Below are 24,573 nucleotides of genomic sequence, written 5' to 3'. Positions count from 1 at the left end.
GGGGCCCTTTTGTTTGTCCTTGACGGGTTTACGTCTCGCTTATAGCCTTGATGATATCAACGGGCGCATTCGCGCCGTACAGGGTCATAGGAACAGAAAATGAGCGAAGCACGGATTATTGCCAAAGCGATGAAAGACGGGAAACCGGCGCAGGAACTGGTCATTTTGCCTGCTCTGGCTAACCGCCACGGGTTGATCACCGGGGCGACCGGTACGGGCAAAACGGTCACTCTGCAAAAGATGGCGGAGCAGTTCTCGCGCATTGGCATTCCGGTATTCCTGGCGGACGTTAAAGGCGATCTGTCGGGCATTGCGGCCGAAGGTGTTCCCTCCGAGAAGTTGCAGGCGCGGTTGGCGGCGATTGGCGTTACCGACTGGCAACCCCAAGCCTGTTCCATGATCCCTTGGGATATTTTTGGCGAAAAGGGCCATCCTATCCGCGCCACCATTTCCGATCTTGGCCCGCTGCTGCTTGGTCGCCTGTTGGATCTGAATGAGGTGCAGAGCGGCGTGTTGCAGTTGGTGTTCAAGATCGCCGATGACAACGCCTTACTGCTGCTGGATATGAAAGACCTGCGTGCGATGGTGCAGTACGTCGGGGATAACGCCAAACAGTTCCAAACCCAGTACGGCAACATCTCTTCGGCCTCGATCGGGGCGATCCAGCGTGGTTTGCTGACGCTGGAACAGCAGGGTGCCAATCAGTTCTTTGGCGAACCGATGTTGGATATCAACGATCTGATGAGAACCGACGCCAACGGGCACGGCATTATCAACCTGCTGGCGGCGGATAAGCTGATTAACCAGCCGAAGCTGTATGCGGTGTTTTTGCTGTGGCTACTGGCGGAGCTGTTTGAGCATTTGCCGGAAGTGGGCGATCCGGAACAGCCAAAGCTGGTGTTTTTCTTCGACGAAGCCCACCTGCTGTTTAACGATGCGCCACCGGCATTGCTGACCAAAATTGAACAGGTGGTACGCCTGATCCGTTCCAAAGGCGTGGGCATCTACTTTGTCACCCAGAATCCGTTGGATATTCCAGACAGTGTCCTGGGCCAGTTGGGTAACCGCGTTCAGCACGCGCTACGGGCCTTTACACCACGCGATCAGAAAGCGGTGAAGGCCGCGGCCCAAACCATGCGTGCCAATCCAGAATTTGATGCGGAAACAGCAATCACCGAGTTAGGCGTGGGCGAGGCATTAGTTTCCTTCCTGGATGAGAAAGGGCGGCCGAACGTGGTGGAGCGCGCGATGGTGATCGCACCGGAATCGAAAATGGGCATGCTGGGGGATGAAGGGATGAACAGCGCCATCAATAAATCCCCGCTCTATGGCCGCTATGAAGATATGGTGGATCGTGAATCTGCCTATGAAAAACTGGCCGCAGGCGGTTTTGCCACTGTAGGTACGCCACAGCCTGGGCAACCGGCTCAGAAACCGGCCGCAGGGCAGGAAAGCGGCGGTGGCTTGATGGGCGGCTTGAACGAGATCCTGTTTGGTTCCACGGGCCCACGCGGCGGTAAACATGACGGCATCGTACAGACCGCCGCCAAGAGCATGGCGCGCGATCTGGGCCGCCAGATCCTGCGCGGCGTTTTAGGCTCGATCATGGGGGGCCGCAAAAAGTAGGTCTGTGAACTCTAACCTAGGGGCGCTGCATGCAGCGTCCGTTTAGCTTTGCCAGCGGTTTCAGAGTTGGCGGACTTTATTAATCTTCCTGTGAAACTCACTCGCTGTTGCTGAACTAACCAAAGCCTTTCCGTTGTTTTGGCTTGCCGAGGTGCGTCAGCTCTCAGTTAAAAAACCGCAGGTCTTTGTCGAAGTGTCACTCTGCCTTTAGATGAAATTATGGCTCGATAGTGTTTTTAGCTTAGATGTTCTATTACTTTTATCAGTGCACCATTATCTTAATTGTTAAATATAAAATAATTATTAGTTTCATCTTAAGTATGAGTGTAGGGACGCATCGAGTTATATATCGATAAGTATATAATTATCTTATGTATTCTAATGTCACGGTTAGCTAGAGCTGATAAACCAGCTAATGAAATCATCCATTCTCTATAAAAACAGGATATTTCTAATTTACATATAAATGGTTTGTTAATATGTTTGAAAAATTAATCATGGTAACTACGGGACTGGAAGGTGCGAGTTGTTATAGGTGTCGAGTTATCTTTGGTTCAGTTGCATACTGAATATCTATACTTTCCTTCCCATTCATAACACTAGGGACGTTTTTAGAGGTGCAGGGAATGTTGACACAAAATATACTAACCTTTTTGATGATCTTGCCATTGATCTGCATAGTGATTGAGGCATTTGTCTTACGTAAGTATCATCGCTCTCAACTGAATTATGCTGAAGGTTTGGTTAACATATCTCTTGGAGTTAACAACTTGGTTGCTGGCATACTTTTTACTGGTATTCATTTGTTTATCTACCAATATTTGTATCGGCATTACTCCTTGAGTTTGCCATTGCCTAACCCGTTTCTGCAACTACTGGTGGCGTTTCTGCTGTATGATTTTCTCTATTATTGGAGTCATTGGGCACATCATCGCTGTAATCTGCTATGGGCTAATCACTGGGTACATCATAGTGGCCAGCATTTTAACTTCACAACTGCTGTGCGATTGGGCTTTTTGGGGAACTTTACAGTGTGGATTTTCTTCTTGCCCATGGCATTTTTAGGTATCCCCCTCGAACACTATTTGTTGGTGATTGCAGCACAATTCATCTATCAGTTTTTTATTCATACAACATTGGTCAGAGAACTGGGTTGGTTAGAAAAAATCTTGGTCACTCCCTCCCAACATCGTGTACATCATGCTAGCAATGCCTTGTATTTAGACCGGAATTTCGGTTGTTTTCTAGTTGTCTGGGATCGTTTGTTCGGCACCTACCAAAGAGAAATAATCGATGAACCACCTCAGTACGGTGTGACCCATTCTATTGAACAGCCGTTCTCACCTGGTTACTTAAATTGCTTCCTTTACCTGGAATGTCTGCGGCAGGCATGGCGTCAACCTAGTTTGAGAATGGCGTTAGGTATTTTGTTGGGACCACCTTCGCGTCTGCAGCTAACAACTCTCGAACAGGTTTTAGCGGTAAGAAATAACGCTTTTCTCACTTCCTATCTAGGGTTGTTAGCGCCGCTGCTTATCAGTTTTTACATTGTTCTCAATGTAACGGAACTCAGTACCGCTGATGCTTGGCGAGTACCACTGTCATTACTACTTATAAGTTGCCTGTATATTAGTAAGAAGACCATCAGGTATCGTTGGTCCCTCTTGAACAGCTTATTAGTTAAGGGGCTGGAGACTGGGGTTATCCTATATCTGCTAACCCACTATAACAATTTACAACCGATATTATGGTTTGCCTTGGTTAGTATTATCGTGGCATTGCTGGTGAAGTTATTCTCTTTCTCTATAGCAAGGAGCGCATCCAATGAATGATCAGACGTTTACTACAGAATTCGACGTTAACCCACGACGTAAGTTGGCGTATGCCAACGAATACCTTCAGGGTATTGTTGCTCGTCATGACTATTTAACCGCACAGGGAGCTATGGAAGTCATTGGTCGAGTATTCCATGGTATTCCAGGTAAAAAAACCACCGTTAGCTTCAGCTCTGGCTCCCTTAGCCATCAAACTAGAGAAATGTTGCACTTAGGTTCTTACAACTACTCTGGTCTCAACGGCCACCCACAAATCATCGAGGCGAGCATTCAGGCTACTCGCCGCTACGGTACAACTTCCAGCGGCGTGCGCTTGCTAAATGGTACCTGTGAATTACATGTGGATATGGAGCAGCGTTTAGCCAAGTTTTTGGGTGTAGAAGAGGTGATTACTTTCAGTTCAGGGTTCTGTGCCAACCTTGCTGTGTTGGCGACCCTTTGCCGAAAAGGGGATGTTGTTCTCAGTGACACGCTCAACCATCAATCGATCGTTGATGGCCTGAAACTCAGTGAATGCTTGGTTAAGCAATATCGCCATGCCTCGCTGACAAGCCTGGAAAGCAAACTGAGTCAACTGCCGCTAGAGGTGAGAAAGTTCATTGTCACTGATGGTGTTTTTAGTATGGATGGTGATTTTGCACCATTACCTGGGATTGTTGATTTGGCACGCCGCTACTACGCCTTCGTCATTGTTGACGATGCACACGGCACTGGTCATGTAGGGCCCAATGGGCGCGGGAGCTGTGCGCACTTTCAGGTCACTGATGGTGTTGATGTGATCACGGGTAGTCTGAGTAAAGGGCTACCAGGTGTAGGTGGATTTATAGCTACCAGTCAAGAAACAGCGAAAATCATTCGAACAGCTGCTACTCCCTATATCTATTCAGCCTCATTGCCTGCTGGGGTTGTTGCCTCGATCATCAAGGCTATCGACATCCTTGAGATGTCCCCTCAACTGATTGAGCAACTCCAGTCCAAAACGGCATACTTCACCCGACGCCTGCGTGATGCAGGATTCAATCTGTTGAATAGCGAAACCAGTATCGTGCCACTGCTGACCGGAGAAGAGCAGTGTTGCTTCATTCTTACGCGGCTCCTGCATGAGCAGGGTATTTATGTGAATCCGGTAGCCCATCCGGCTGTGAGTAAATCTCGGGCGAGGATCAGGATGAATTTGAGCTCCAACCTGAGCTATGGAGAGCTGGATTATAGCATTTGCGCGTTGATCCAGGCAGGGCAAAAACTGTCACTTATCTGACGGGTAGGAACAGAGACATGAACATTACTTATCGCTGGACCGAGCGCCTTAGCGATCTCTGCTGCAAAGACTGGGAGCACTGTTATGGAAGTGAGAATGTGCTTACTTCCTATGCGCTGCAACGTGCGTTAGAACGCTCGAAACTAGCCGACAGCTTTCATTATCTCAGCCTCTACTGCGATGGCCATCTGGTGGCAATTATCAGTTGTTTCACACAACGCTACTCGCTCACCGATCTGGCTACGCCTTGGCTACAAGATGGGATCAAGACAATACGCAAACTCTATCCCGATCTGCTTCGCCCTAGATTTTTCATCGTGGGTAGCCCGATTGCAACTTGCACCCATATGCTGGGGATTGCCATGGCTCAGAACCAATCCGGTTATCCTTTCCTTATCCAGGCTATGGAGAGAGAAATCAACAGAAAAGCGTCTGAAATGAAAGCTAAATTCACATGTATCAAGGAAATAGACGGAAGTATGCGCGAGCGTTTGAAGCCAGCCTGGCTGAATGAATTCATAGTTTGCCGTAGCCCTGATACTACTTACGTTTACACCGCTCCAGTGGCAGGTTTGAGCTATACAGATAATATGTTGAGTCGTTATCGAGTGGCGTTTAAGAAACGTAAACGGGAGTTTGCAGAGGCCGGATTGCGCTGGATTATTGCAGATGACTTTGGCCCCTATGTGGATAAATTACATCACCTGTATCTCAATGTGCTTGGCCGTAGTCAAACCAAATTCGAACGCTTGACCCCCGAGTTTTTTCAGGCCGTCAATCAGGAGTTGAACAAACAATCCTACGTACTGTTGTGTCTTGATGGAGAACGTATTGTCGCCTTTGAACTCATGCTTAGGGGAAGACAGTTACATCCATTGTATTTAGGTATGGACTATCGTTACCGAGACATCGGTGCCTTGTATTTCAATTGCCTGTATCGAATTATCGAAGAAAGCCAACGCCAGGATTTACGCTTGATTGAACTAGGACAAACGAGTTACGAAGCCAAGTTCAGCATTGGCGCAGTGTCTTCCCCCCTATATTTCTATATAAAGCATGTTAACCCACTGTGTAACTGGCTATTGCGTCGCTTACGCAGACATATATTTCCTGAACCACAAATACCTGCTTTGCGTAAAGTGTTCAAACGGGGTGATGACTACATCAAGGCCTTAAAGTCAGAGGGGGTGGGGCATGTTGATTGGTGAACATCAGGTGGACGAGTTCACTCTTGAGGTTTTCGACAGCATTAATGACCTTGATGTTGAACTCTGGAACACTGCCTTTGCTGATGGGCACCCGTTTAAGACCCATGGCTTCATTCAGGCCTGTGAACAGGTATTTCCCCATCGTCAATACCGATTTTTATGCTTCAGAACGTCCCGAAGCTCGCTCCCTTTAGGATTGCTCTTTGCAACTCAAGAGAAAGTTGATCTGTTCGCCAATGCTGGAGGTTACATGCAAGTGCTGCTACGTACTCTGCGTAGCAGATGGCCACTATTCGGACGTTTGGCAGTTGCGGTGCTTGGTAGTTATGAGACCAGTGGACAACATTGGTGGTTTTCCGATGTGATAGCGACCGATCGGCACATTTCCTTAATCAATTGTGCTTTAACGCTAGCCTTTCCCCGCGCTAGGTTGAGAGTTATCCGTGATTTAGTTCATCAGGATAATGATTCTGATTTGAATAGGCAGTTGCAGGCATTCCGTTTTCATCAGGCGGCTAGCTATCCGCTGGCACAGATCCCTTTGCATGGGCGTTCTTGGGCGGAGCATAGTCTGCGGCTAAAAGCCAATGGCCGGAAGAACCTTAATCGCCGGATGACCCAATTACGTCAGTCGAATTGGCGTATTGTTCATTATAGAGAGCCCCTTCAATCGTTTGAGCTCTTGTATGAGCTGTACTTGAATACACACCGCCAGGCCAGTGAATTCAAGCGCGAGGCTCTACCCATTGAGTTTTTTGAGCGGGTTCTACAGCTGTGTTCTGTAGTGGTATCGGTACTTTATGATCTGCAGGATCGGGTATATGCGTTTATCTTCAGTGGGGTAAGTGACACTATTATCAATCCTTTCGTATTTGGCCGGGATTACCGCAGTAATAGTGAAGTGAATGCCTACTATGTTCTGCATATTGATCTTATCCAGCGTTTCAGCAGTCGTAACACGCAATCCATTGATCTGGGGATCACCAATTATTTCCTCAAGCAGAACTTTGGTGCACGTTTGCAGCGCAACGATATTTATCTGAAATTGAGTAACCCATTACTCAATGAGCTGTTTGGCCGTCCCCTAGCCAAACAGTTTTCCATTCCCCAACCCGAAGAGCGAAACGTTTTCAAATATGACTACCAAGGCTAATAATCCCGTGGAGGCTCAGTTACAGCAGCGCATTGATACTTTTACTGACAATTCACAGCGCTTACGCCGCCGACAACGTTATGTAGAGCTTGGCCGGTTGTTGGTGGCGCTAGTTTTGCTGGCGCCGATCAGCGGTCTGTGGTCAGACCCAAAACAGGGTTTTTGGTGGGGGGGGTTGGGTGTGGGGGCCGGGATATTCGTTGCCTTGGTGATCTGGCACCGTCGGTTGGCGGCTCAATTACAGCACTGCCTCACTTTGGTTACTCTAAATCAAGAGAGCCTGGCTCGCGTTAGGCGGGACTTTTCGGTGCTGCTACCTTGCCCTGCCAACCTCGCCGACTCTTTCAGTGAGCAAGACCGGGATCTGAATCTGTATGGACATGCATCACTTGGACAACTCCTATTCAACCTGTCCACCAGCTTAGGCGATAAGCGGCTGGCCGAGTGGCTGAGCCGGGGAAGTCCGATGCTCGAACAACATCAACAAGCGGTTCGGGAACTGGCTCCTCAGTTGGACTTACGCCAGCGGCTGTATGCTTACGCACGGGACCAGCAAAATATGGCTGGTCATCGGCTAGAGCAGTTCCGAGCCTGGGCAACGGATACTTCAGAACCTCTTGTAACGCCAATTAAGCAACGGGTCGGTTGGCTTCTAAACGTTATATTCATTATCTGTCTGCTACTGGTGGTGAGCAAACTCGTGGCCGTATGGATCCTCGCCTTGCCGCTCTTGTTGAATCTGGTGTTTCTTGGTTTTAACGCTCAACGGTTTAGGCACTGTTTCGAACAGGCAGATTTGCAATCCGAGGCATTGAACAGCTTGTCACGAATAGTCGAACTCATCGGTAGCGACGAGTTTCAGTCTCAACCTTTACAGCAGATCCGTGAGTCGTTATTGCAGTCGCCGCAACGGCCAGGGGCCGCTCTACGCCAGTTGTCGGCCATAGTGCATCATTCGCGACTACGTTTTAATCCGGTGCCCTATATGTTCCTGCAGCTCTGCTTGTTGTGGGATTTTCATGTGGCTTTCAAACTACAGCAGTGGCGTAGCCAGTTCGCTGTGCATGTGGCCGATTGGTTGGAAGCTATCTCGCATTTTGAAGCCATTAGCGCCTTAGCCAATTTGAGCTTCGAAAACCCGACCTGGGGCTTCCCCGTTTGTAGCAAGGAGCCTGGGATGTCTGCCCGCCAAGCTGTTCACCCGTTGCTACCACCTGGCATAGCGGTAGCCAATGATATTGTGTTGGCTCCCGCACAGGTGACTATTATTACCGGTTCTAATATGTCGGGTAAAACCACCTACATGCGCACGCTGGGTCTCAACCTTAAACTGGCCATGGCCGGGGGGCCTGTGGCCTGTGCTGAAATGCGTTTCCCTCCCTGCGAGTTATATACGGCTATCTCCAGCCGTGATTCGTTGGAGCAGGGGATATCGTACTTTATGAGTGAGGTCGTGCAGATCAAGCACGTGCTGGAAGGTGTCGAACAATGTCATCTACAGCCAGTATTTCTGCTGGATGAACTGCTTAAGGGAACGAATGAACGGGAGCGCAACCTCGCCATTGTTGCACTACTTAAAAAGCTCTGCACCCAACAAGCGATGGGGCTGATGACGACACATAATGTCGCCCTTGCGACGCATCCAGAGCTGCAATCGTTATGTAAAACCATCTATTTTGAGGAGGATATAGATGAACAACTGCCGGAAAAAGTGGTGTTCAACTACCGCCTCAAAGAGGGAGTCTCCACTCAGACCAATGCCCTAAAATTGCTAAGAATGCTGGGTGTAAGTCTATATGATTAAGTATCCCTGTGAGGACCTTCAGTATTGCACTGCGACCGCAGAATATGCTGAGCAGGTCGTTGGCTTGTTGGGCAACATCGATCCGCACACCCAACGTTATATATATGGTCCCAAGGGGCAGCGCAATGCTTACTTGAAGCATGCCTTTCGCTGTGACCTAGGATATTTCGGCTATTCAAGACATCGTCTAGCGCTCCTTGGAAACCGTTGCATCGGTATGGTTGCCGCTTTTGAACGGCGGGAGCACTGGCTGTTGGATATTTACACTCTGAGATCACTTTTTCATGTCTATCCTCTGTTTCAAGCTTTGAAGTGTCTATATCGGCTGTTGGTCTCCACCGCAGCCAGTCCTAAACCACACCGAGGTATTTACTTTCTTTACAATTTTTCCATCGACCAGACATTGGCCGGTCAAGGGGTAGGTTCTTGGTTATTGCAGCAGGAAATTATTCGGGCACGACAACGTGGTTGCCATTACATTGAATTGGATGTTGCTACGACTAATCACCGGGCCATCCGCTTCTATGAACACAATGGTTTCGTGGTCAGTCAACACATTACCAATCGACACTGTATAAAGGGATTTCATTTCGATGAGTATTGGCGCATGTCTCTTGGGCTATAGTCTGAAGCCTACTTACCGTTTGTGGGCCAGAAGCTAGTCGAGAGGTGCTCGGGGACCTCCAGCCTCGTAATCAACTATCGCAGAGAGTTCGAATGTGGCTATAGGTGTAACGGCGAAGTATCGCTGATTGAGTCCGCTGGGCTCACATTTCGCAGGCAGTGTCTGCGAAATGTTGCCTCAGAGAATTCATTCGACTTCGCAGTATTAACCAAAGGCTTTCCGTTGTCTTGGTCGGCTGATGCGAACCATTGCCGGTTAAAACCCTGCTGGGTGTGAGCTTGGATGACTGAATGTTACATTTGCGTTATCAGGTATTAAATCAACACCTTAAGCCCATGTTTCAGGACCACGGTAAGTAACTTCAACGACAGGCCACTGGGGCGTTTTGCACCGCTTTCCCATTTTTGTACGGTAGAAACGCTGGTGTTCAGATAACGGGCAAAGACTGGCTGGCTGACATTGAGCTTTTCTCGCAATGCCTTGATTTCAAGTGGTTGAAGATCTTTGACGCTGCTGATGCAGGCTTGATCGAAGCTACGCATTGTCTCCTGCGGGATGGCATCGACACTGAATAACCCAGAAGCTGCACTATGGATGGCTTCAAACGCAGGACTTTTGAATTTACTTTTTGCGGTCATGACAAATCTCCACCAGCTCTTTATTTGTAATCAATGCCATAATCTTTTCATCTGCAAGTACCGCATAGTACTTTGCTAACTCTCGAAATCCAGCAAGTTCACGTTTATCGATGTTGGCCATATCCTGTTTAGCATATAGGAACGTGTAAAACCAATGCACTCCGCCTTTGGCTAATATTATGGCGCGATCGCGATTCTCCCTTAGGCGCTTCTTGTATACTCCGCCTCCGAGGTCATCGGCCTTCCCTTCTATCACTGCATCAATAGCCCGGCATAATTCGCTATCTTTGATGCCATGAGATTCGGCCGTTTTGGCAAACCATTTGGTTTTAAATACGCGCATTAGGTTGACATCCTGTTACCTTAACTATAGCACTTGGTGCTAGATTACTCTCTTTTTTGGCTGATTCAACGTTTTCAAATCAGCAAAACTGTCCGTCTTTATGGAGTACTGTTCGAACGTGGCTATAGGTGTAACGGCGAAGGTTAGATAAACTCGGCTATCTAGCTATTTGATACGGGCGACCGTAACGATCCTTCATACTAAGTTCATTTAAACATGCTGCTGCTGATCGATAACTACGACTCTTTTACCTACAACCTCTATCAATACTTCTGTGAACTGGGTGCAGAAGTGCTGGTGAAGCGTAACGATGAACTGCAACTGGCCGATATCGAGCGGCTGGCACCGCAGCATCTGGTGATCTCCCCTGGCCCTTGTACGCCGAACGAGGCGGGCATCTCGCTGGCCGCGATCCGCCATTTTGCCGGTAAGCTGCCGATCCTGGGGGTCTGCCTTGGTCATCAGGCGTTGGGCCAGGCGTTTGGCGCCGACGTGGTTCGCGCTCGAGAGGTGATGCATGGCAAAACCTCTGCTATCCGCCATCAAAATATTGGCGTGTTCAAGGGATTGAATAATCCACTGACCGTCACCCGCTACCATTCACTGATCCTGGATGCTGCGACGTTGCCGGAGTGCTTTGAGGTGACCGCCTGGAGCGAACGTGACGGCGAACGGGATGAGATCATGGGGATCCGCCACCGGACGCTGGCGCTGGAAGGCGTGCAGTTCCACCCGGAGAGCATTCTCAGCGAACAGGGGCACCAACTGCTGGGAAATTTCCTTGGAAGTTAGCCGTTAGTGGTTTTTAAGCTTGCCCTTGATTGGTTTTTTATGCATATTTTGTGATTATATTTTCACTTGATAGTTAGCCGCCTGGAGCCAGTAATGACCGAAAAAACCGCAGTTACCCGCAGCACCTTTGATCAGGTTATCCTGCCTGTTTATGCACCCGCCCAGTTTGTGCCGGTGAAGGGCAAGGGGAGCCGCGTATGGGATCAGCAGGGGAAAGAGTATATCGACTTCTCTGGTGGCATCGCGGTGACTGCGTTGGGGCACTGCCATCCGGCACTGGTTGAGGCTTTAAAGCAGCAGGGCGAAACCCTGTGGCATACCAGCAACGTGTTCACCAATGAGCCCGCGCTGCGCCTGGCCAGTAAATTGATCGCTGCCACCTTCGCCGACCGGGTGTTTTTCGCCAACTCGGGTGCGGAGGCTAACGAAGCGGCTTTCAAGCTCGCTCGTCATTACGCCATCACCCGTCATAACCCGTATAAAACCAAGATTATCGCGTTTAATAACGCTTTCCATGGCCGTACGCTGTTCACCGTTTCCGTGGGCGGGCAGCCAAAATATTCCGACGGCTTTGGGCCGAAACCGGCCGATATCGTGCATGTACCTTTCAACGATCTGGCCGCGGTGAAAGCGGTGATGGACGATCACACCTGTGCGGTAGTGATGGAGCCTATTCAGGGTGAAGGGGGCATTACCGCTGCCGATCCTGTCTTCCTCAAGGGCGTACGTGAACTTTGCGACCAACATCAGGCGCTGCTGGTGTTTGATGAAGTGCAAAGCGGTATGGGCCGTAGCGGCAAGCTGTTTACCTATATGCATTACGGCATTACGCCAGACATCCTCACCACCGCTAAAGCGCTGGGCGGCGGTTTCCCGGTGAGTGCGATGCTGACTACCGAAGAGATTGCCTCGGTGATGCAGGTTGGCACTCACGGCACCACCTACGGCGGCAACCCACTGGCCTGTGCAGTGGCAGAGGCAGCGTTGGATGTGATCAACACGCCAGAGGTGCTAAGCGGGATTGAGCAGCGTCGCGGGTTGTTTGTTCAGGCTTTGCAGGAGATCGGTAAAAAATACGATGTGTTCAGCGATATTCGTGGCATGGGGCTGTTGATCGGTGCGGAACTGAAGGCGGGCTATCACGGCAAAGCGCGTGATTTCCTCACTGCCGCCGCTGTACGTGGCTTGATGATCCTCAATGCCGGGCCAAACGTGATCCGTTTTGCCCCTTCGTTGGTGGTTGAGCTGAAAGATATCGACGAAGGCATGGCGCTGTTCGAATTGGCCGTACAGGATGTGATTAACGGCTAATCAAGTCTGCGGGGCTGCGGTCCCGCTAACTTCAGCTTTCCCGCAGTTTGCGCTTCAGCCAGATCCCATGATGTGGGCGCTGGCGCCACGCCAGTGACGAGATGGTATGCATCACGGTCAGGTGAGAAAGGATCCGCCGCAGATGGCGTTCCATCTCGGTGACCGGCATGTCCGGGTGCAGGTCTGGCGGCTGCATGATGCTGTTGCTGGTACTCGGGCCGTCATATTCCAACCGCTGCTGGCAGCTCTGCAAGGCGATCTCACAGGTTTGCAGATACTCCTGCGCCAGCTTTGGCGTCAGCATATAGTGCTCGCGCGCCAGAATGGTCATCGCATTCAGGTGTTCAACGATAAACTGGTTATGGGTGATCCACAGCCGCATATCAGCCAGATAATTCGATTCAAACCCCGGTTCCTGCATCGCCTGATTGAGTGAGGTAAACAGGGCGTTATGTGCCTGATTGACCTGCATGCGCGTGTAGGCCAGCTCGCTGGGGTCGGGTTCCTGTTCTTCCAGCAAGAGTCGCAGTGCCGTCTGATCGTGCTCCAGAGCCTGATGGGCGTTTTTACGCAGCAGGCCACTCTGCCACTGCGGCCATAGCCAGATCGTGCCGCCAAACACCAGTACGCAGCCGATAAGGGTATCGATCAGGCGGGGAACCAGGAAATGGGTACCGTTCAGCGCCAGGAGCTGCAAGGTGTAGACGGCGGTCACGGTGAAGCCCATCACCGCCAGCCCGTAGTTTTTCCGCAGGATCAGATAGGCCGCCAGGGTGATGGCCAACATGATACTCAGCGTCACGCTTTCCGGCATTTGTAGTTGCAACAGTCCAGCGGCAATCACCAGCCCGGCCAACGTGCCGAGGGCACGGTGCTGGATCCTCACCCGCGTGGCGTTATAGCCGTTTTGACTGACCAGCATGATGGTCAGCAAGATCCAATAGGGTTTTGGCAGGTTGAACAGCATACCCAGGCTGCTGCCTGCCGCCAGAATGACCCCCAGCCTGGCGGCGTTGCGCAGGGCGTTGGATTTAAACGACAGATAGCTCACCACCGCAGGCCAGAAAGGCAGGCGTGACTGATTGGCCATCAGATTGCGGCGGTAAAGTGGGTGCTGAGTGCGTAGCAGGCGCGCGATGCGGCTGAAGTGGTAATAGCAGAACTGCCCAACCGGGTTATCGGCATGCTGTGAGGCCACTTTTTCCAGCGCCGCCAGCTCATTCTTCATGCTGAAACGCGCAGAGTGCCGATGATAGAGAATATCGTCGGCCACAACGCGCAGGCGCGTGGCGATCACCTGGGCGTTGCGGCGGATAATCGCTTCGGCCTGGCTTTGCTCCACCAGCTTTTGCACTTCTTCCGGCAGATGCAGGCTGACGGTGATGTGCTCTTGCAAATCGAGCGCCACCTGAAACGTACGTCGCAGGCGCTTTTGCTCCAGGTTATTGGCATGGGGCAGGAAATTAAGCTGTTGGTATAGCAGACTGATCAGGTCCATCACTTTCTGCTGGCGTTGCAACAGCGGCGGCAGGGCAGTTTCAGGATCGGTGTGCTGCGTCAGTAATGAGTATTTGGCTTCAAAATAGTCGGCCAGCTGCATATACAGCTGGCTTAGAGATTCGCGCATCGGCTGCTCTTTCCACAGCTTGAACCAGGCCCAGGTAAACAGCCCGTACCAGGCGGTGCCGACGATATACAGCAAAGGGGCATGCCAGATTGGCACGGTGCCTACCATGCTGAGGGAAAAGATGGCGGCGACCAATGCGGCTGGTAGCAGGCGTGCGTGCAGCGGGCTGATCTCACCGCTTACGCCGAGCAACAGCGCCATTGCCAGCATCAGCAAGGGTAACGGCAGATCCCACAGCAAGGCTTGTTGCAGCAGAAGGCTACTGAGTGCGAACAGGGAGCCGCCCACGACCAGGCGTTTGAAAAAGCGTTTGTGTGGCGTATCCAGCCCGGCAATGTTGCAGCAGGCGGGCACCAACGAGAACAGCATGCCGAGTTGCAGGTTGCCAATCAGCAAACCAAACGCCACCGGCAGGCACAACACCAGCGTTTGCCGCAGTGCGTAGTTGACTTCCGGGTGGTAGATCAGGCGGCGCCACATGGTTGGCTATTCAGCAGGTAAAGAAACGGCGCATTGCTGCACCGTTTCTCTGGGGATTAACGCGTACCGTACACGACAATGGTTTTGCCGTGCGCGGAGATCAGGTTTTGATCTTCGAGCATTTTCAAAATACGACCGACGGTTTCACGTGAGCAACCGACGATTTGGCCAATTTCCTGGCGGGTGATTTTGATCTGCATGCCGTCTGGGTGAGTCATGGCATCAGGCTGTTTTGCCAGGTTCAGCAAGGTCTGTGCAATGCGGCCGGTAACGTCAAGGAAGGCGAGGTTACCCACTTTCTCTGAGGTGACTTGCAGGCGGTTAGCCATCTGTGCGGACAGGCGCATCAGGATATCCGGGTTAACCTGGATCAACTGGCGGAATTTCTTGTAGGAAATTTCAGCCACTTCACAGGCGGTTTTGGCCCGTACCCAGGCGCTACGCTCCTGGCCTTCTTCAAATAATCCTAGCTCGCCGATGAAATCCCCCTGGTTAAGGTAGGACAGGATCATCTCTTTGCCTTCTTCATCTTTAATCAGCACCGCGACGGAGCCTTTGACGATGTAGTAAAGCGTTTCGGCCTTTTCACCTTGGTGAATAAGCGTACTCTTCGATGGATATTTGTGGATATGGCAATGAGACAGGAACCATTCGAGAGTCGGGTCTGTTTGCGGTTTGCCGAGAACCATTCGCTGTTATCCTCTGTTGTTATCGCTGCCTTGTATCACAGGGGTCAGAGTTCCCTGTAAAACGTGCTTATAGCCCGGTGTTTTAATTGTGGCTATCAACAGGTTTTGAGGCGTGTTATAGAAATACGCTTGTGCTCTAGCATATTAACTTGCAGGGAGAGCTGCAAGCTACATTCTGTTAACAAACCAATATAGGGGCCTTTCCTTGGACATATCCCTGAAATCGGTGACCTGGAAAGAGTTATTGCGGCTCTGTTTGTAGCACAGAGTGAGGCGGGTGTCTTGTGTTGTCTCGCTTCAGCATGATTAGCGTCAGGTTACGTTGCCAGAATGTATGCGAAAGCGTACCCTGTTTTTAAGAAATTAACCGGAGTGTGTAACATGCAGGCAAGAGTTAAGTGGGTAGAAGGGCTGACATTCCTGGGTGAGTCTGCGTCTGGTCACCAGGTTCTGATGGATGGCAACGCAGGCGATAAAGCGCCAAGCCCGATGGAAATGGTGTTGATGTCCGTCGGCGGCTGTAGCGCCATCGATGTGGTGTCGATCCTGCAAAAAGGGCGTAACGATGTGCGTGACTGTGAGGTAAAACTGACCTCCGAGCGTCGTGAAGAAGCACCGCGTCTGTTTACCCATATCAATCTGCATTTTATCGTCACCGGCAAAGGGCTGACCGATAAGATTGTCGAGCGTGCGGTGGATCTTTCTGCCGAGAAATACTGCTCCGTCTCCTTGATGCTGGGTAAAGCCGCCAGCATTACCCACAGCTTCGAAATCCGCGAAGTGGCCTGATCCTACCAAGGGTAGCGCAGGCAGTGTGCACGCAATAAATCAAGAAATCGCCGTGCCGTCACGGTTAGCGGCGATTTCTGTGAATACAGCACGCAATATTGCGCTTGTGGCAAGGTGTCGATAGGCAATGCCACCAGCCGATGCTGCAAATGGAACGGTGCACTCATCGCCCGCGCCACGATAGTCAGATAATCCGCCTCCAGCACCATATTCAAGCCACAGGTCACCGAGTCCGAGCGAATGGGCGAACGGCTCAATTGCTGATAGAAGGTGCCTAATACCGCACGCAACTGCTGGTAATAACCCATATCGGTTTCCGGTAATAACCACTTGGCCTCACGCAGTTCGTCCAGCGAGGTGGCCTGCGCCAGTGGGTGCCCCTGGCGTGCGATAATGCAAAAAGAGGCGTTGAACAGCGGTTCACGCACCAGATCCTCCAGAGGAAGTTCCGGGCTGACGGTACCCACGGCAAAATCCAGGCGGCCTTCGCGCAATGCTGGCAGTAGCGTAGAAAGCTGCGCTTCACGGATTAGGAGATTGGCCTGCGGAAACGGCTGTTTAAAGGCTTCGACCAGTTCCGGTAATACCGTCAGGGCGAGTAGCGAAGAGCAGCCAATGGCGACGTTACCTTGCGAATGCTGATTCAACTGCTGGATCTCGTCGGCGGCGCGCTGCAATTCCTCCAGGATCAACTGCATTCGCAGGGCGAAGGCGCGGCCGGTTTCGGTCAGCGTCATTCCCTGACTGCTGCGATTGATCAACTGGGTTTCCAGGATCTGTTCCAGTTCACGGATGGTGCGGCTCACCGCCGGTTGAGATTGCTCCAGCGCGCGTGCCGCCCCGCGAATACTGCCGCTGCGGATCACCTGCTGGAAGACTTTCAACTGCTGTAACTTCGGTAAATAGCGCATTCCCCACCCTATCAATAAAAAGCATCACCCCTTACAAAATTGTATCTTATGCCGCTCGGCAAAAGGCGATAATTTCAGCGCGTTGATGTAAGTGACTGTTATTAAAACTATAAAGTGACCTGGATCACATTATTAAACTACGCCCGCCACGCTGGTGGGCAGCCTGGGTGATAACTTAAAGGAATATCGGCGATGAAAAATCGTTCGCTAATGATTTTTTTGCTGTTTGTGGGCTATGTCGTGGTGTACATCGATAAAACCGTGATGGGTTTTGCGCTGCTACCTATCGAACGCGAGTTCAATCTACAGCCGGAACAACTGGGCTACGTTACCGGGATGTTTTTCCTGGCGTATTCCCTGTTCCAGATACCGGCGGGCTGGCTCAATGACCGCTTTGGCTTTAAGAAAGTGCTGTGCAGCTCGTTACTGCTGCTGGGGGGATTCGCCCTGTGCTTTGGCATTCTGGGGTTCGGCCTGGGCCTGCTGGTGACGTTCCGCTTCCTGTCCGGCATTGGCCACTCCGGCTATCCGTGTTCCTGCGCCAAGGCGGTGGTGGCGAATTTCCCACTGGAACAGCGCACCTTCGCGCAGTCCATTCTGCTGTCCTCCGCCGGGTTGGCGATGACCGTCGGGCCGCTGGTCGCGGTCTATTGCCTGGATCACATCGGCTGGCGTGGGTCGTTCTCTGCGCTTGGCCTGTTGGCATTCTTGATTGCCGCCTGCATCTTGTGGCTGGTGCCCAATCCGCCACAGGTGGCGCCCGCCAAAGCTGGGGCAGCCGCAGCCAACTATAAGGCTCTGCTGAAAAACCCAATCGTGCTGCTGCTGTTTGTGGCGATTTTCTGTATCAACATCCCGTCGTACGGCCTGATGGCCTGGCTGCCGAAATTCCTGGTACAGCAGCGCGGAATGCCGCTTGACGTCTCCAGCATGGTGGTGGCAGCCGGCGGTCTGGGGATCTGGATCTCCTCACTCGGCACCGGCTGGCTGGTCGGGCGCTACCTGCAAGGGCATGAGCCGTGGGTGATCTTCTTCAGTTCCCTGCTCAGCGCCTTGTGCATCTGGCTGGTGTTTACCAGCGAATCGGCTCTGACGGCCAGCCTGTTCTTGTTCCTGGGTTATATCTTCCTGATGGCCTCGTTCGTCACGGTGTTTACCTTGCCTATGAAGCGCTTGCCTACGGAAGTGATGGGGGCAGCGATGGGGCTGATTAACACCGGCGGCACCTTGGGTGGCTTTGTGGCCCCTATCGCCATGGGATATCTGATCACCATCAGCCACAACTACATGACGACGTTTATCTTTTTGGCACTGGCTATGGTGGTTTCCGGGCTGGTGATCCTGCCATTGGCGGGCAAAGCACGCCAACCGGCACTGAATTAAGGAGTATGCACATGAACATTGAACAACTGATTGACGGTGTGGAACAACAGGTATTGCAGTGGCGGCGTCATATCCATGCGAATCCGGAGTTGTCGTTTCAAGAGGCGCAGACGGCAGATTACATAGCCGGACAACTGGCTAGCCTTGGTCCGTTGAAGATCACCCGTCCTACGCCGAATAGCGTGGTTGCCGAATTGCAGGGCGCAGCGCCGGGGCCGTGCTATGCATTGCGTGCCGATATTGACGCCTTGCCGATCCAGGAGGAAAGCGACGAACCTTTCTGCTCGACCCGGCCAGGGGTGATGCATGCCTGCGGTCATGATGCCCACAGCGCGATGTTACTGGGCGCGGCCAGCGTGCTGTGCCAGTTGCAGGCGCAGCTGCAAGGCTCGGTGCGTTTTATCTTCCAGCATGCCGAAGAAGTGCCACCGGGCGGAGCCCAACAGCTGGTAGACCTGGGGGTTCTGGATGGCGTGAAGATGATCTTCGGCCTGCATGTCATGCCCAACTTCCCGACCGGTGAGGTGGGGATGAAGCAGGGCGTGTTCAGTGGCTCCAGCGATAACTTCGACATTGTGTTGCAGGGTAAGGGGGGGCATGGCTCGATGCCGCATCTGTGTATCGATCCGGTGCCGATTGGTGCGGAAATCGTTAGCGCTTTGCAGCAGATCGTGGCACGTAAGCTTGATCCGTTAAATGCCCCGGTGTTGACGGTGGCAACCTTCCAGGCAGGTGACAGCTATAACGTCATTCCAGACAGCGCCCGGTTGGCAGGAACGCTACGCACTCATAATCAGGAAGTCCGTGATCGGGTGCCGCTGTTGGTTGAGCAAACTGTCGCTGGGATCAGCCAGGCGCACGGTGCCAGCTACAAGGTTGACTGGACGCGTGGCTATACCATCGGCAATAACCACCCTGATGCCTGCGCCATTGCGCGCGAGGTGGTGGCCGAAGCCGTAGGGCCACAGGCGTTGCGGGAATTGACCAGCGCGATGTTTGGCAGCGAGGATTTCTCCTCCTATCAGGAGAAAGTGCCGGGGTGCTTCCTGTTTATCGGCAGCGGTAACGAGGCGATCGGTGCCACCTACGGCGTACATAATCCCCGTTTTAAACTGGATGAGGCGGCGATGCAGATCGGAGTGAAACTGCACGTCGGTTTTATCCGCCACCTGTTGATGCGCTAACGACGGCGGGCGCGGAAATTAGCCGCGCCCGATAACTTATTCGATCTTCTTGCCTTCCATCAGCCGCTGCACCAGCGGTGCCATGATCAGCTCCATTGCCAGCCCCATTTTGCCACCCGGCACCACCAGCGTATTGATATGCGAGATAAACGATCCTTGCAGCATCGCCAGCAGGTAAGGGAAGTCGATCTGATCCAGACCGCGGAAGTGGATCACCACCAGGCTTTCGTCCAGAGAAGGGATCGCCTTGGCGGCAAACGGGTTGGAGGTATCCACCGTCGGGACGCGCTGGAAGTTGATATGGGTGCGCGAGAACTGTGGCGTGATGTAGCTGATGTAATCCTCCATCGAGCGGACTACCGAGTCCATCACCGCCTCACGGGAATGGCCACGCTCGCCGGTATCGCGGATCAGCTTCTGGATCCACTCCAGGTTGACGATCGGCACCACGCCGACCAGCAGATCGACATGTTTGGCTACGTCGATCTGATCGGCCACTACGCCGCCGTGCAGCCCTTCGTAGAACAGGACATCCGTGGGGGCGGGCAGTGGCTCCCAAGGCGTGAAGGTGCCAGGAACCTGATTGTAAGGCACCGCCTCGTCGTAGGTATGCAGATATTTACGTGAGCGGCCGGTGCCGTTCTTGCCGTATTCGATAAAGCTCTGCTCCAGCAGGCCAAAGTCGTTGGCTTCCGGGCCGAAGTAGCTGATATGGCGGCCCATATCGCGGGCTTTACGGATTGCCGCATCCATTTCCGGCCGGGTGTAACGGTGGAAGCTGTCGCCTTCCAGCTGGGCAGCGCGCAGGTTTAGCTGCTGAAAAATCTTGCGAAACGCCAGGCTGGTGGTGGTGGTGCCGGCTCCGCTGGAACCGGTCACCGCGATAACGGGATGTTTGGCAGACATGATCGAGGGTCACTCCGTATTAAATGCGCAGGCTCAGAATGAGATTTTTAGTATGGCTGATACCCTTTCGCCCAAGGCGAAATTGTGCGCGTTGGTTTGCAATACTGCATTGTTACCTGATTTTTTCCCTCAGTCATAGCGCGCAATAAGACTAAATTTCCTCCTGCCCGGCGCGGATCTGCCCGCGAGGCATGATGTTGACGGTTTCATGTAGCTCTGACCACACCAGCACCACTTCGCCACTTTTCAACTGGCGGCGCACGTCGTCGACCTTCTGTTCCAGCGAACGTTCGTGCTCGCCGTAGTCGGTTCCTTCGCGTAATACAAAGGATTCGATCAGGCTGTTGAGAGTCTCTTGTTCAATTTCTTGCCAGGGAATAATCACTTGGTGGGTTCCAAAAAAGGAGAAAGCCAGGCTGGGATACGTTGCTCCAGCCACATTTGCGGTTTTTTCAAGGTGCCGCCGACAAAGCCGACGTGGCCACCGCACTCCGTCAGCTGATATTCGATATTAGGCGGCAGGCTGGCGAGGTCGGGGATCACCGCATCGGTCATAAACGGATCGTCTTTAGCGTGAATGATCAGCAGCGGCGTGGTTATCTGCGGCAATAGCGGCAGGGCGCTGCAACGGCGATAGTAATCGACCGCGTCGCTGAAGCCGTGAATGCGCGAGGTGATCACATCATCAAACTCGCGAATGCGCCGCAGCTTGTTCAGTTGCGACAGATCCAACGGCAAGGTGCCTGGGTAGTGCAGCAGCTTGCGGGTGGCATTTTGCTTGAGTTGGCCCAGCAGGTAGCGCTGATAAACGCGTGAGAATCCCTGTTCCATGCGGAGCGAGCAAGGTTCCAGCATCAGCGGGGCGGAAACGACCACTGCCGCCTGTAGCAGGCTGTCATTGCCCTGTTGGGCCAGATAATAGGCCAGCATATTGCCGCCAAGGGAAATCCCGACCGCCGCCGTTGGCACTTCGCCAAAGCTGTCACGCAACCAGCGCAGGAAGAAGCGGGCATCTTCCGTTTCACCGGAATGGTAGATGCGTTGCTTACGGTTGGGCACGCCGCTGCAACCACGGAAATGCATCACCACGCCCAACCAGCCTTGCTCGCGCCAGGCATTGAGCAGCCCATGTGCGTAAGGGCTGTAGAAATTACCCTCTAACCCATGGAACAGCACCACGCGAGGTTTCTCGCGCGCCAGTTGCGGATCTTCACTCCAGGCCAGATCGACGAAATCGCCGTCCGGCAGCTCCAGCCGTTGCCAATGGGGTTGCAGCTGTATGCGGCGGCGCACCAGCCGTGGCAGCAGGGTTTGCAGGTGTGGATTACTGGCCCCGGTCAGGGGGCGAAAGGATTCATACATAATGAATAAAATTCTTGTTGGTGGCTATTGTGTGATCCGAACCGCACTGTTAGCTTCAAACACATGTATTAGCAATCATACTGCAAAAAAGTCATTTGGGTGAGGAGCACCCGCTTCATGGAACTGAGTTTATTTCTTTCGATGCTAGGCTTCCTGTGGGTGGCCGCGATCACCCCTGGCCCCAACAATATGTTGCTCACCACCTCAGGGGCCAATTTCGGCTTTATGCGTTCATTATGGCTGATGATCGGCATCATGTTGGGCATGCAAAGTATCCTGGTGTTGGTAGCATTTGGCGTTGGTGGGTTGATCCTGATTTATCCTTCCTTGCACCTGATCCTGAAAATCCTCGGTAGCCTTTATCTGTTGTGGCTGGCGTGGAAAGTAGCGACGGCAGCCTATGAAAAGCTGGAAACCGACGCGCCACCACCGAAGCCAGTGCGCCTGTACCAAGGCTGGCTGTTGCAATTTCTCAACCCCAAGGCCTGGCTGATGGCGCTGGGGGCGGTGGCGAGCTTTAGCCTGGCGGGGGATAAATACAACCACTCGATTCTGGCCATCGCCTTCGGTATCTTTGCCGTCAACATCGTTGCCGGGATCATCTGGTTGGGTTTTGGTACGATGATTGGCCGCCTGCTGCGCAGCAAGAAGGCCTGGATAATCTTTAACGTGTCGATGGGGCTGTTAACCGCCGCCTGTGTATTACTGATTTGGCATTAAGGAACTGTAATGGCCGAAAACTATTTCCATGTTGATGCCTTTATTGGCGAAGGGCTGCGGGGCAACCCGGCCGGTGTCTGCCTGCTGCAACAACCGCTGGAAACGGCGCAGATGCAGGCTATCGCCAATGAACTATTCCTGCCGGAAACCAGCTTTGTCTGGCAGGATGGCGACATGTATGCGATCCGCTGGTTCACGCCAACGCGGGAAGTGGATCTGTGCGGGCATGCTACTTTGGCCACGGCGCACGTGCTGTTAAACGTGGTCAACCCGGGGTTGAGCGATATCCGTTTCCGTTCCGAAAGCGGTGAGCTGTATGTCAAACGCGATGCGGCCGACGGTGAACGGCTGATCCTGGATTTCCCTTCTCGCCCACCACAGAAAATTGCTGAACCGCCACAGTTGGCCGCTTTACTCGGTGTGCAACTGCAGGAAGTGTGGCGAGCCCAGTCGCTGATGGCGGTATTGGCCGATGAGGCGCAGGTCAGGGCGGTGCAGCCTGCGATCGCCGAGCTGATCGACCACGTGGGTTGCGGTGTGATCGTCACGGCTCCGGGTGATGAGGTGGATTTTGTCTCGCGCTATTTCTCAATGGATCGCAGCGAAGATCCGGTCACCGGCTCGGCCCATTGCATACTGATGCCTTACTGGACGGCGCGCCTTGGCCGCCACGTATTGCATGCCAAGCAGCTGTCATCACGCGGCGGCGAGTTGTTCTGCGAGCAGCAAGGAGAACGTACTTTGCTGGGTGGCTACGCGCGCATCTTCTTGCGTGGTTCTCTTTCAGGTTGAGCTCCGTTCCAGCAGTTGCCAATCCAGCACGTCGTGGCAAGGGGGCAACTGCTGGCCCTGAATTTTCTCCAGCAGCAACTGCACGCTACGCACGCCGAACTGATGCATGGGCTGTACGATGGTGGTCAGCGGCGGAGTGGTGATGCTGCCAAACGGTACACCGTCAAATCCCATCACCGCGATATCTTCTGGAATACGCAAGCCCTGCTGGTGCAAGGCACTCATCGCGCCTCCGGCAATCACATCCGAAATGGCAAATACCGCATCTGGCCGTGGCCCGTCTGCCAGCAAATCACTCATCGCCTTGGCTCCAGCGGCGTAATCCAGCCCTTCGACGTATTCCACCCGGCAATAGTCCAGTCCCAGCTCGGCCAACGCCTGCCGGTAGCCCTGTTCCCGTTGCTGTGAATACAGATAACGCATATCGCCGTTGAGCAACGCGATCCGCTGGCGGCCTTTGGCTGCCAGGTGCTGCACACCGGCCATGGCGGCCTGGTGATTATCGATGGTAACGGAGGAGGCGCGGAATTGGGTATCCCCTTCGCCGCATTGCACCCAGGGGAAATCACCGATCATGGCGGTCAGCCCCGGCAAACAGCTGATGGCATCCATGGTGATCACGCCGTCGACTACCTTGCCACTTAGCAGGCTGAGGTAAGCGGATTCACGGGTGGGGTTGGATTCCGAGTTACACAGCAGAATATGGTAACCGTGGCGTTCGGCTTCTTCTTCGATACCGCGCACCACCAGGGAGCAAAAGGGGTTGGTGATATTGGACACCAGTACCAGCAGCATCCCGCTGCGGGCAGTGCGCAGCTGGCGTGCCAGCAGGTTGGGTTGATAGTCACATGCGCGGATCGCCGCCAGGACCTTATCGCGAGTGGCTGGTTTGACGATCTGTTGGCCGTTCAACACCCGTGAGACGGTGGCCGCTGAGACGCCAGCGATTTTCGCCACCTTTGCTATCGACATGGTTTGCTTTTCCTTCTGCCCGTTTGCCTCGCACAGTATGCGGCAAAAAGTACCATCACGACGAAGAGTTTGTGACAGCGATTACAAATTCATCTTCTCTCTACTTTTAATCATATCAATCCGGTTGCCGAAAAAAAGAAATCGATTACATTTTATTTATCGCAA

The 24,573-nt window shown here is 52.8% G+C and carries 23 protein-coding genes; 14 read left to right on the top strand and 9 right to left on the bottom strand.

Going from position 1 to position 24,573, the window contains the following annotated elements; genetic code table 11:
- The first annotated feature begins 99 nt into the window (after window positions 1-99).
- From ACX9GU_RS25385 to ACX9GU_RS25355, 7 genes are all read left to right on the top strand, one after another.
- Window positions 100-1,626, top strand: a complete 1,527-nt coding sequence (locus tag ACX9GU_RS25385) for a helicase HerA-like C-terminal domain-containing protein (protein ID WP_473193269.1) — start codon at window positions 100-102, stop codon at window positions 1,624-1,626.
- 626 nt (window positions 1,627-2,252) lie between these two features.
- Entirely contained in the window at window positions 2,253-3,458 is a 1,206-nt protein-coding gene (locus ACX9GU_RS25380) for a sterol desaturase family protein (protein WP_094981651.1), read from the top strand.
- Window positions 3,451-4,719, top strand: a complete 1,269-nt coding sequence (locus tag ACX9GU_RS25375; RefSeq protein WP_473193268.1) for an aminotransferase class I/II-fold pyridoxal phosphate-dependent enzyme — start codon at window positions 3,451-3,453, stop codon at window positions 4,717-4,719. Before ACX9GU_RS25380 ends, ACX9GU_RS25375 begins: the two co-directional genes overlap by 8 nt.
- Before the next feature lie 17 nt (window positions 4,720-4,736).
- Window positions 4,737-5,927 (top strand): GNAT family N-acetyltransferase, encoded by a 1,191-nt coding sequence (locus ACX9GU_RS25370; protein ID WP_473193267.1) that lies wholly within the window; start codon window positions 4,737-4,739, stop codon window positions 5,925-5,927.
- Window positions 5,914-7,080 carry a GNAT family N-acetyltransferase gene (locus ACX9GU_RS25365; RefSeq protein WP_473193266.1) on the top strand — a complete coding sequence of 389 codons (1,167 nt, stop codon included), beginning with the start codon at window positions 5,914-5,916 and terminating at the stop codon, window positions 7,078-7,080. Before ACX9GU_RS25370 ends, ACX9GU_RS25365 begins: the two co-directional genes overlap by 14 nt.
- Complete coding sequence (locus ACX9GU_RS25360; protein ID WP_473193265.1) at window positions 7,064-8,884, top strand: MutS-related protein; 1,821 nt, start codon at window positions 7,064-7,066, stop codon at window positions 8,882-8,884. Before ACX9GU_RS25365 ends, ACX9GU_RS25360 begins: the two co-directional genes overlap by 17 nt.
- Window positions 8,877-9,509 (top strand): GNAT family N-acetyltransferase, encoded by a 633-nt coding sequence (locus ACX9GU_RS25355; protein WP_223664767.1) that lies wholly within the window; start codon window positions 8,877-8,879, stop codon window positions 9,507-9,509. Before ACX9GU_RS25360 ends, ACX9GU_RS25355 begins: the two co-directional genes overlap by 8 nt.
- A gap of 314 nt (window positions 9,510-9,823) precedes the next feature.
- Here the strand turns inward: ACX9GU_RS25355 and ACX9GU_RS25350 are convergent, their stop codons facing one another.
- Both ACX9GU_RS25350 and ACX9GU_RS25345 read right to left on the bottom strand, forming a co-directional pair.
- Window positions 9,824-10,147 (bottom strand): helix-turn-helix domain-containing protein, encoded by a 324-nt coding sequence (locus tag ACX9GU_RS25350; RefSeq protein ID WP_021181678.1) that lies wholly within the window; start codon window positions 10,145-10,147, stop codon window positions 9,824-9,826.
- Window positions 10,131-10,490, bottom strand: coding sequence for a type II toxin-antitoxin system RelE/ParE family toxin (locus ACX9GU_RS25345; RefSeq protein WP_473193264.1), 360 nt, complete (start codon window positions 10,488-10,490; stop codon window positions 10,131-10,133). Before ACX9GU_RS25345 ends, ACX9GU_RS25350 begins: the two co-directional genes overlap by 17 nt.
- Window positions 10,491-10,706: 216 nt before the next feature.
- Between ACX9GU_RS25345 and ACX9GU_RS25340 the strand changes: the two genes are divergently transcribed.
- On the top strand, window positions 10,707-11,282 hold the full coding sequence (locus ACX9GU_RS25340; RefSeq protein ID WP_473193263.1) for an aminodeoxychorismate synthase component II: 576 nt from the start codon (window positions 10,707-10,709) through the stop codon (window positions 11,280-11,282).
- A 93-nt stretch (window positions 11,283-11,375) separates the two neighbouring features.
- On the top strand, window positions 11,376-12,593 hold the full coding sequence (gene argD / locus ACX9GU_RS25335) for a bifunctional acetylornithine/succinyldiaminopimelate transaminase (protein ID WP_473193262.1): 1,218 nt from the start codon (window positions 11,376-11,378) through the stop codon (window positions 12,591-12,593).
- A gap of 31 nt (window positions 12,594-12,624) precedes the next feature.
- Here argD and ACX9GU_RS25330 read toward each other — a convergent pair whose 3' ends face one another.
- Together ACX9GU_RS25330 and crp are read right to left on the bottom strand one after the other, a co-directional pair.
- The gene (locus tag ACX9GU_RS25330; protein WP_121608434.1) at window positions 12,625-14,700 is read right to left on the bottom strand and encodes a YccS/YhfK family putative transporter; all 2,076 of its coding nucleotides are present in this window, start codon (window positions 14,698-14,700) and stop codon (window positions 12,625-12,627) included.
- Window positions 14,701-14,756: 56 nt separating this feature from the next.
- Window positions 14,757-15,389: a cAMP-activated global transcriptional regulator CRP gene (gene crp / locus ACX9GU_RS25325; protein WP_005969523.1), complete on the bottom strand. Its 633-nt coding sequence runs from the start codon at window positions 15,387-15,389 to the stop codon at window positions 14,757-14,759.
- 381 nt (window positions 15,390-15,770) lie between these two features.
- Here crp and ACX9GU_RS25320 point away from each other — a divergent pair, with 381 nt between their 5' ends.
- Window positions 15,771-16,178, top strand: coding sequence for an OsmC family protein (locus tag ACX9GU_RS25320; RefSeq protein WP_021181673.1), 408 nt, complete (start codon window positions 15,771-15,773; stop codon window positions 16,176-16,178).
- A gap of 2 nt (window positions 16,179-16,180) precedes the next feature.
- Here the strand turns inward: ACX9GU_RS25320 and ACX9GU_RS25315 are convergent, their stop codons facing one another.
- Window positions 16,181-17,089: a LysR substrate-binding domain-containing protein gene (locus tag ACX9GU_RS25315; protein ID WP_024482715.1), complete on the bottom strand. Its 909-nt coding sequence runs from the start codon at window positions 17,087-17,089 to the stop codon at window positions 16,181-16,183.
- Window positions 17,090-17,281: 192 nt separating this feature from the next.
- On the opposite strand from ACX9GU_RS25315, the gene ACX9GU_RS25310 reads away from it, so the two are divergent.
- Entirely contained in the window at window positions 17,282-18,472 is a 1,191-nt protein-coding gene (locus ACX9GU_RS25310; protein WP_473193261.1) for an MFS transporter, read from the top strand.
- 5 nt (window positions 18,473-18,477) lie between these two features.
- Window positions 18,478-19,656, top strand: coding sequence for an amidohydrolase (locus ACX9GU_RS25305; protein ID WP_473193260.1), 1,179 nt, complete (start codon window positions 18,478-18,480; stop codon window positions 19,654-19,656).
- Between the two features lie 36 nt (window positions 19,657-19,692).
- On the opposite strand, the gene ACX9GU_RS25300 is transcribed toward ACX9GU_RS25305, so the two are convergent.
- From ACX9GU_RS25300 to ACX9GU_RS25290, 3 genes are all read right to left on the bottom strand, one after another.
- The gene (locus ACX9GU_RS25300) at window positions 19,693-20,562 is read right to left on the bottom strand and encodes a phosphoribulokinase (protein WP_021808045.1); all 870 of its coding nucleotides are present in this window, start codon (window positions 20,560-20,562) and stop codon (window positions 19,693-19,695) included.
- 151 nt (window positions 20,563-20,713) lie between these two features.
- Window positions 20,714-20,947, bottom strand: coding sequence for a YheU family protein (locus ACX9GU_RS25295; protein WP_021808044.1), 234 nt, complete (start codon window positions 20,945-20,947; stop codon window positions 20,714-20,716).
- Window positions 20,944-21,924 (bottom strand): hydrolase, encoded by a 981-nt coding sequence (locus ACX9GU_RS25290; RefSeq protein ID WP_071681317.1) that lies wholly within the window; start codon window positions 21,922-21,924, stop codon window positions 20,944-20,946. Before ACX9GU_RS25290 ends, ACX9GU_RS25295 begins: the two co-directional genes overlap by 4 nt.
- Window positions 21,925-22,041: 117 nt before the next feature.
- Between ACX9GU_RS25290 and ACX9GU_RS25285 the strand changes: the two genes are divergently transcribed.
- Window positions 22,042-22,644 carry a LysE family translocator gene (locus tag ACX9GU_RS25285; RefSeq protein WP_059199475.1) on the top strand — a complete coding sequence of 201 codons (603 nt, stop codon included), beginning with the start codon at window positions 22,042-22,044 and terminating at the stop codon, window positions 22,642-22,644.
- 9 nt (window positions 22,645-22,653) lie between these two features.
- Window positions 22,654-23,436 carry a PhzF family phenazine biosynthesis protein gene (locus ACX9GU_RS25280; protein WP_473193259.1) on the top strand — a complete coding sequence of 261 codons (783 nt, stop codon included), beginning with the start codon at window positions 22,654-22,656 and terminating at the stop codon, window positions 23,434-23,436.
- Here ACX9GU_RS25280 and ACX9GU_RS25275 read toward each other — a convergent pair.
- Entirely contained in the window at window positions 23,428-24,408 is a 981-nt protein-coding gene (locus ACX9GU_RS25275; protein ID WP_121608441.1) for a LacI family DNA-binding transcriptional regulator, read from the bottom strand. The two genes, ACX9GU_RS25280 and ACX9GU_RS25275, sit on opposite strands and share 9 nt — an antisense overlap.
- Window positions 24,409-24,573: the final 165 nt, after the last annotated feature.

The sequence above is a fragment of the Serratia sp. K1WW1 genome, from assembly GCF_055790865.1.
This window is presented reverse-complemented; position numbering and strand designations above follow the sequence as displayed.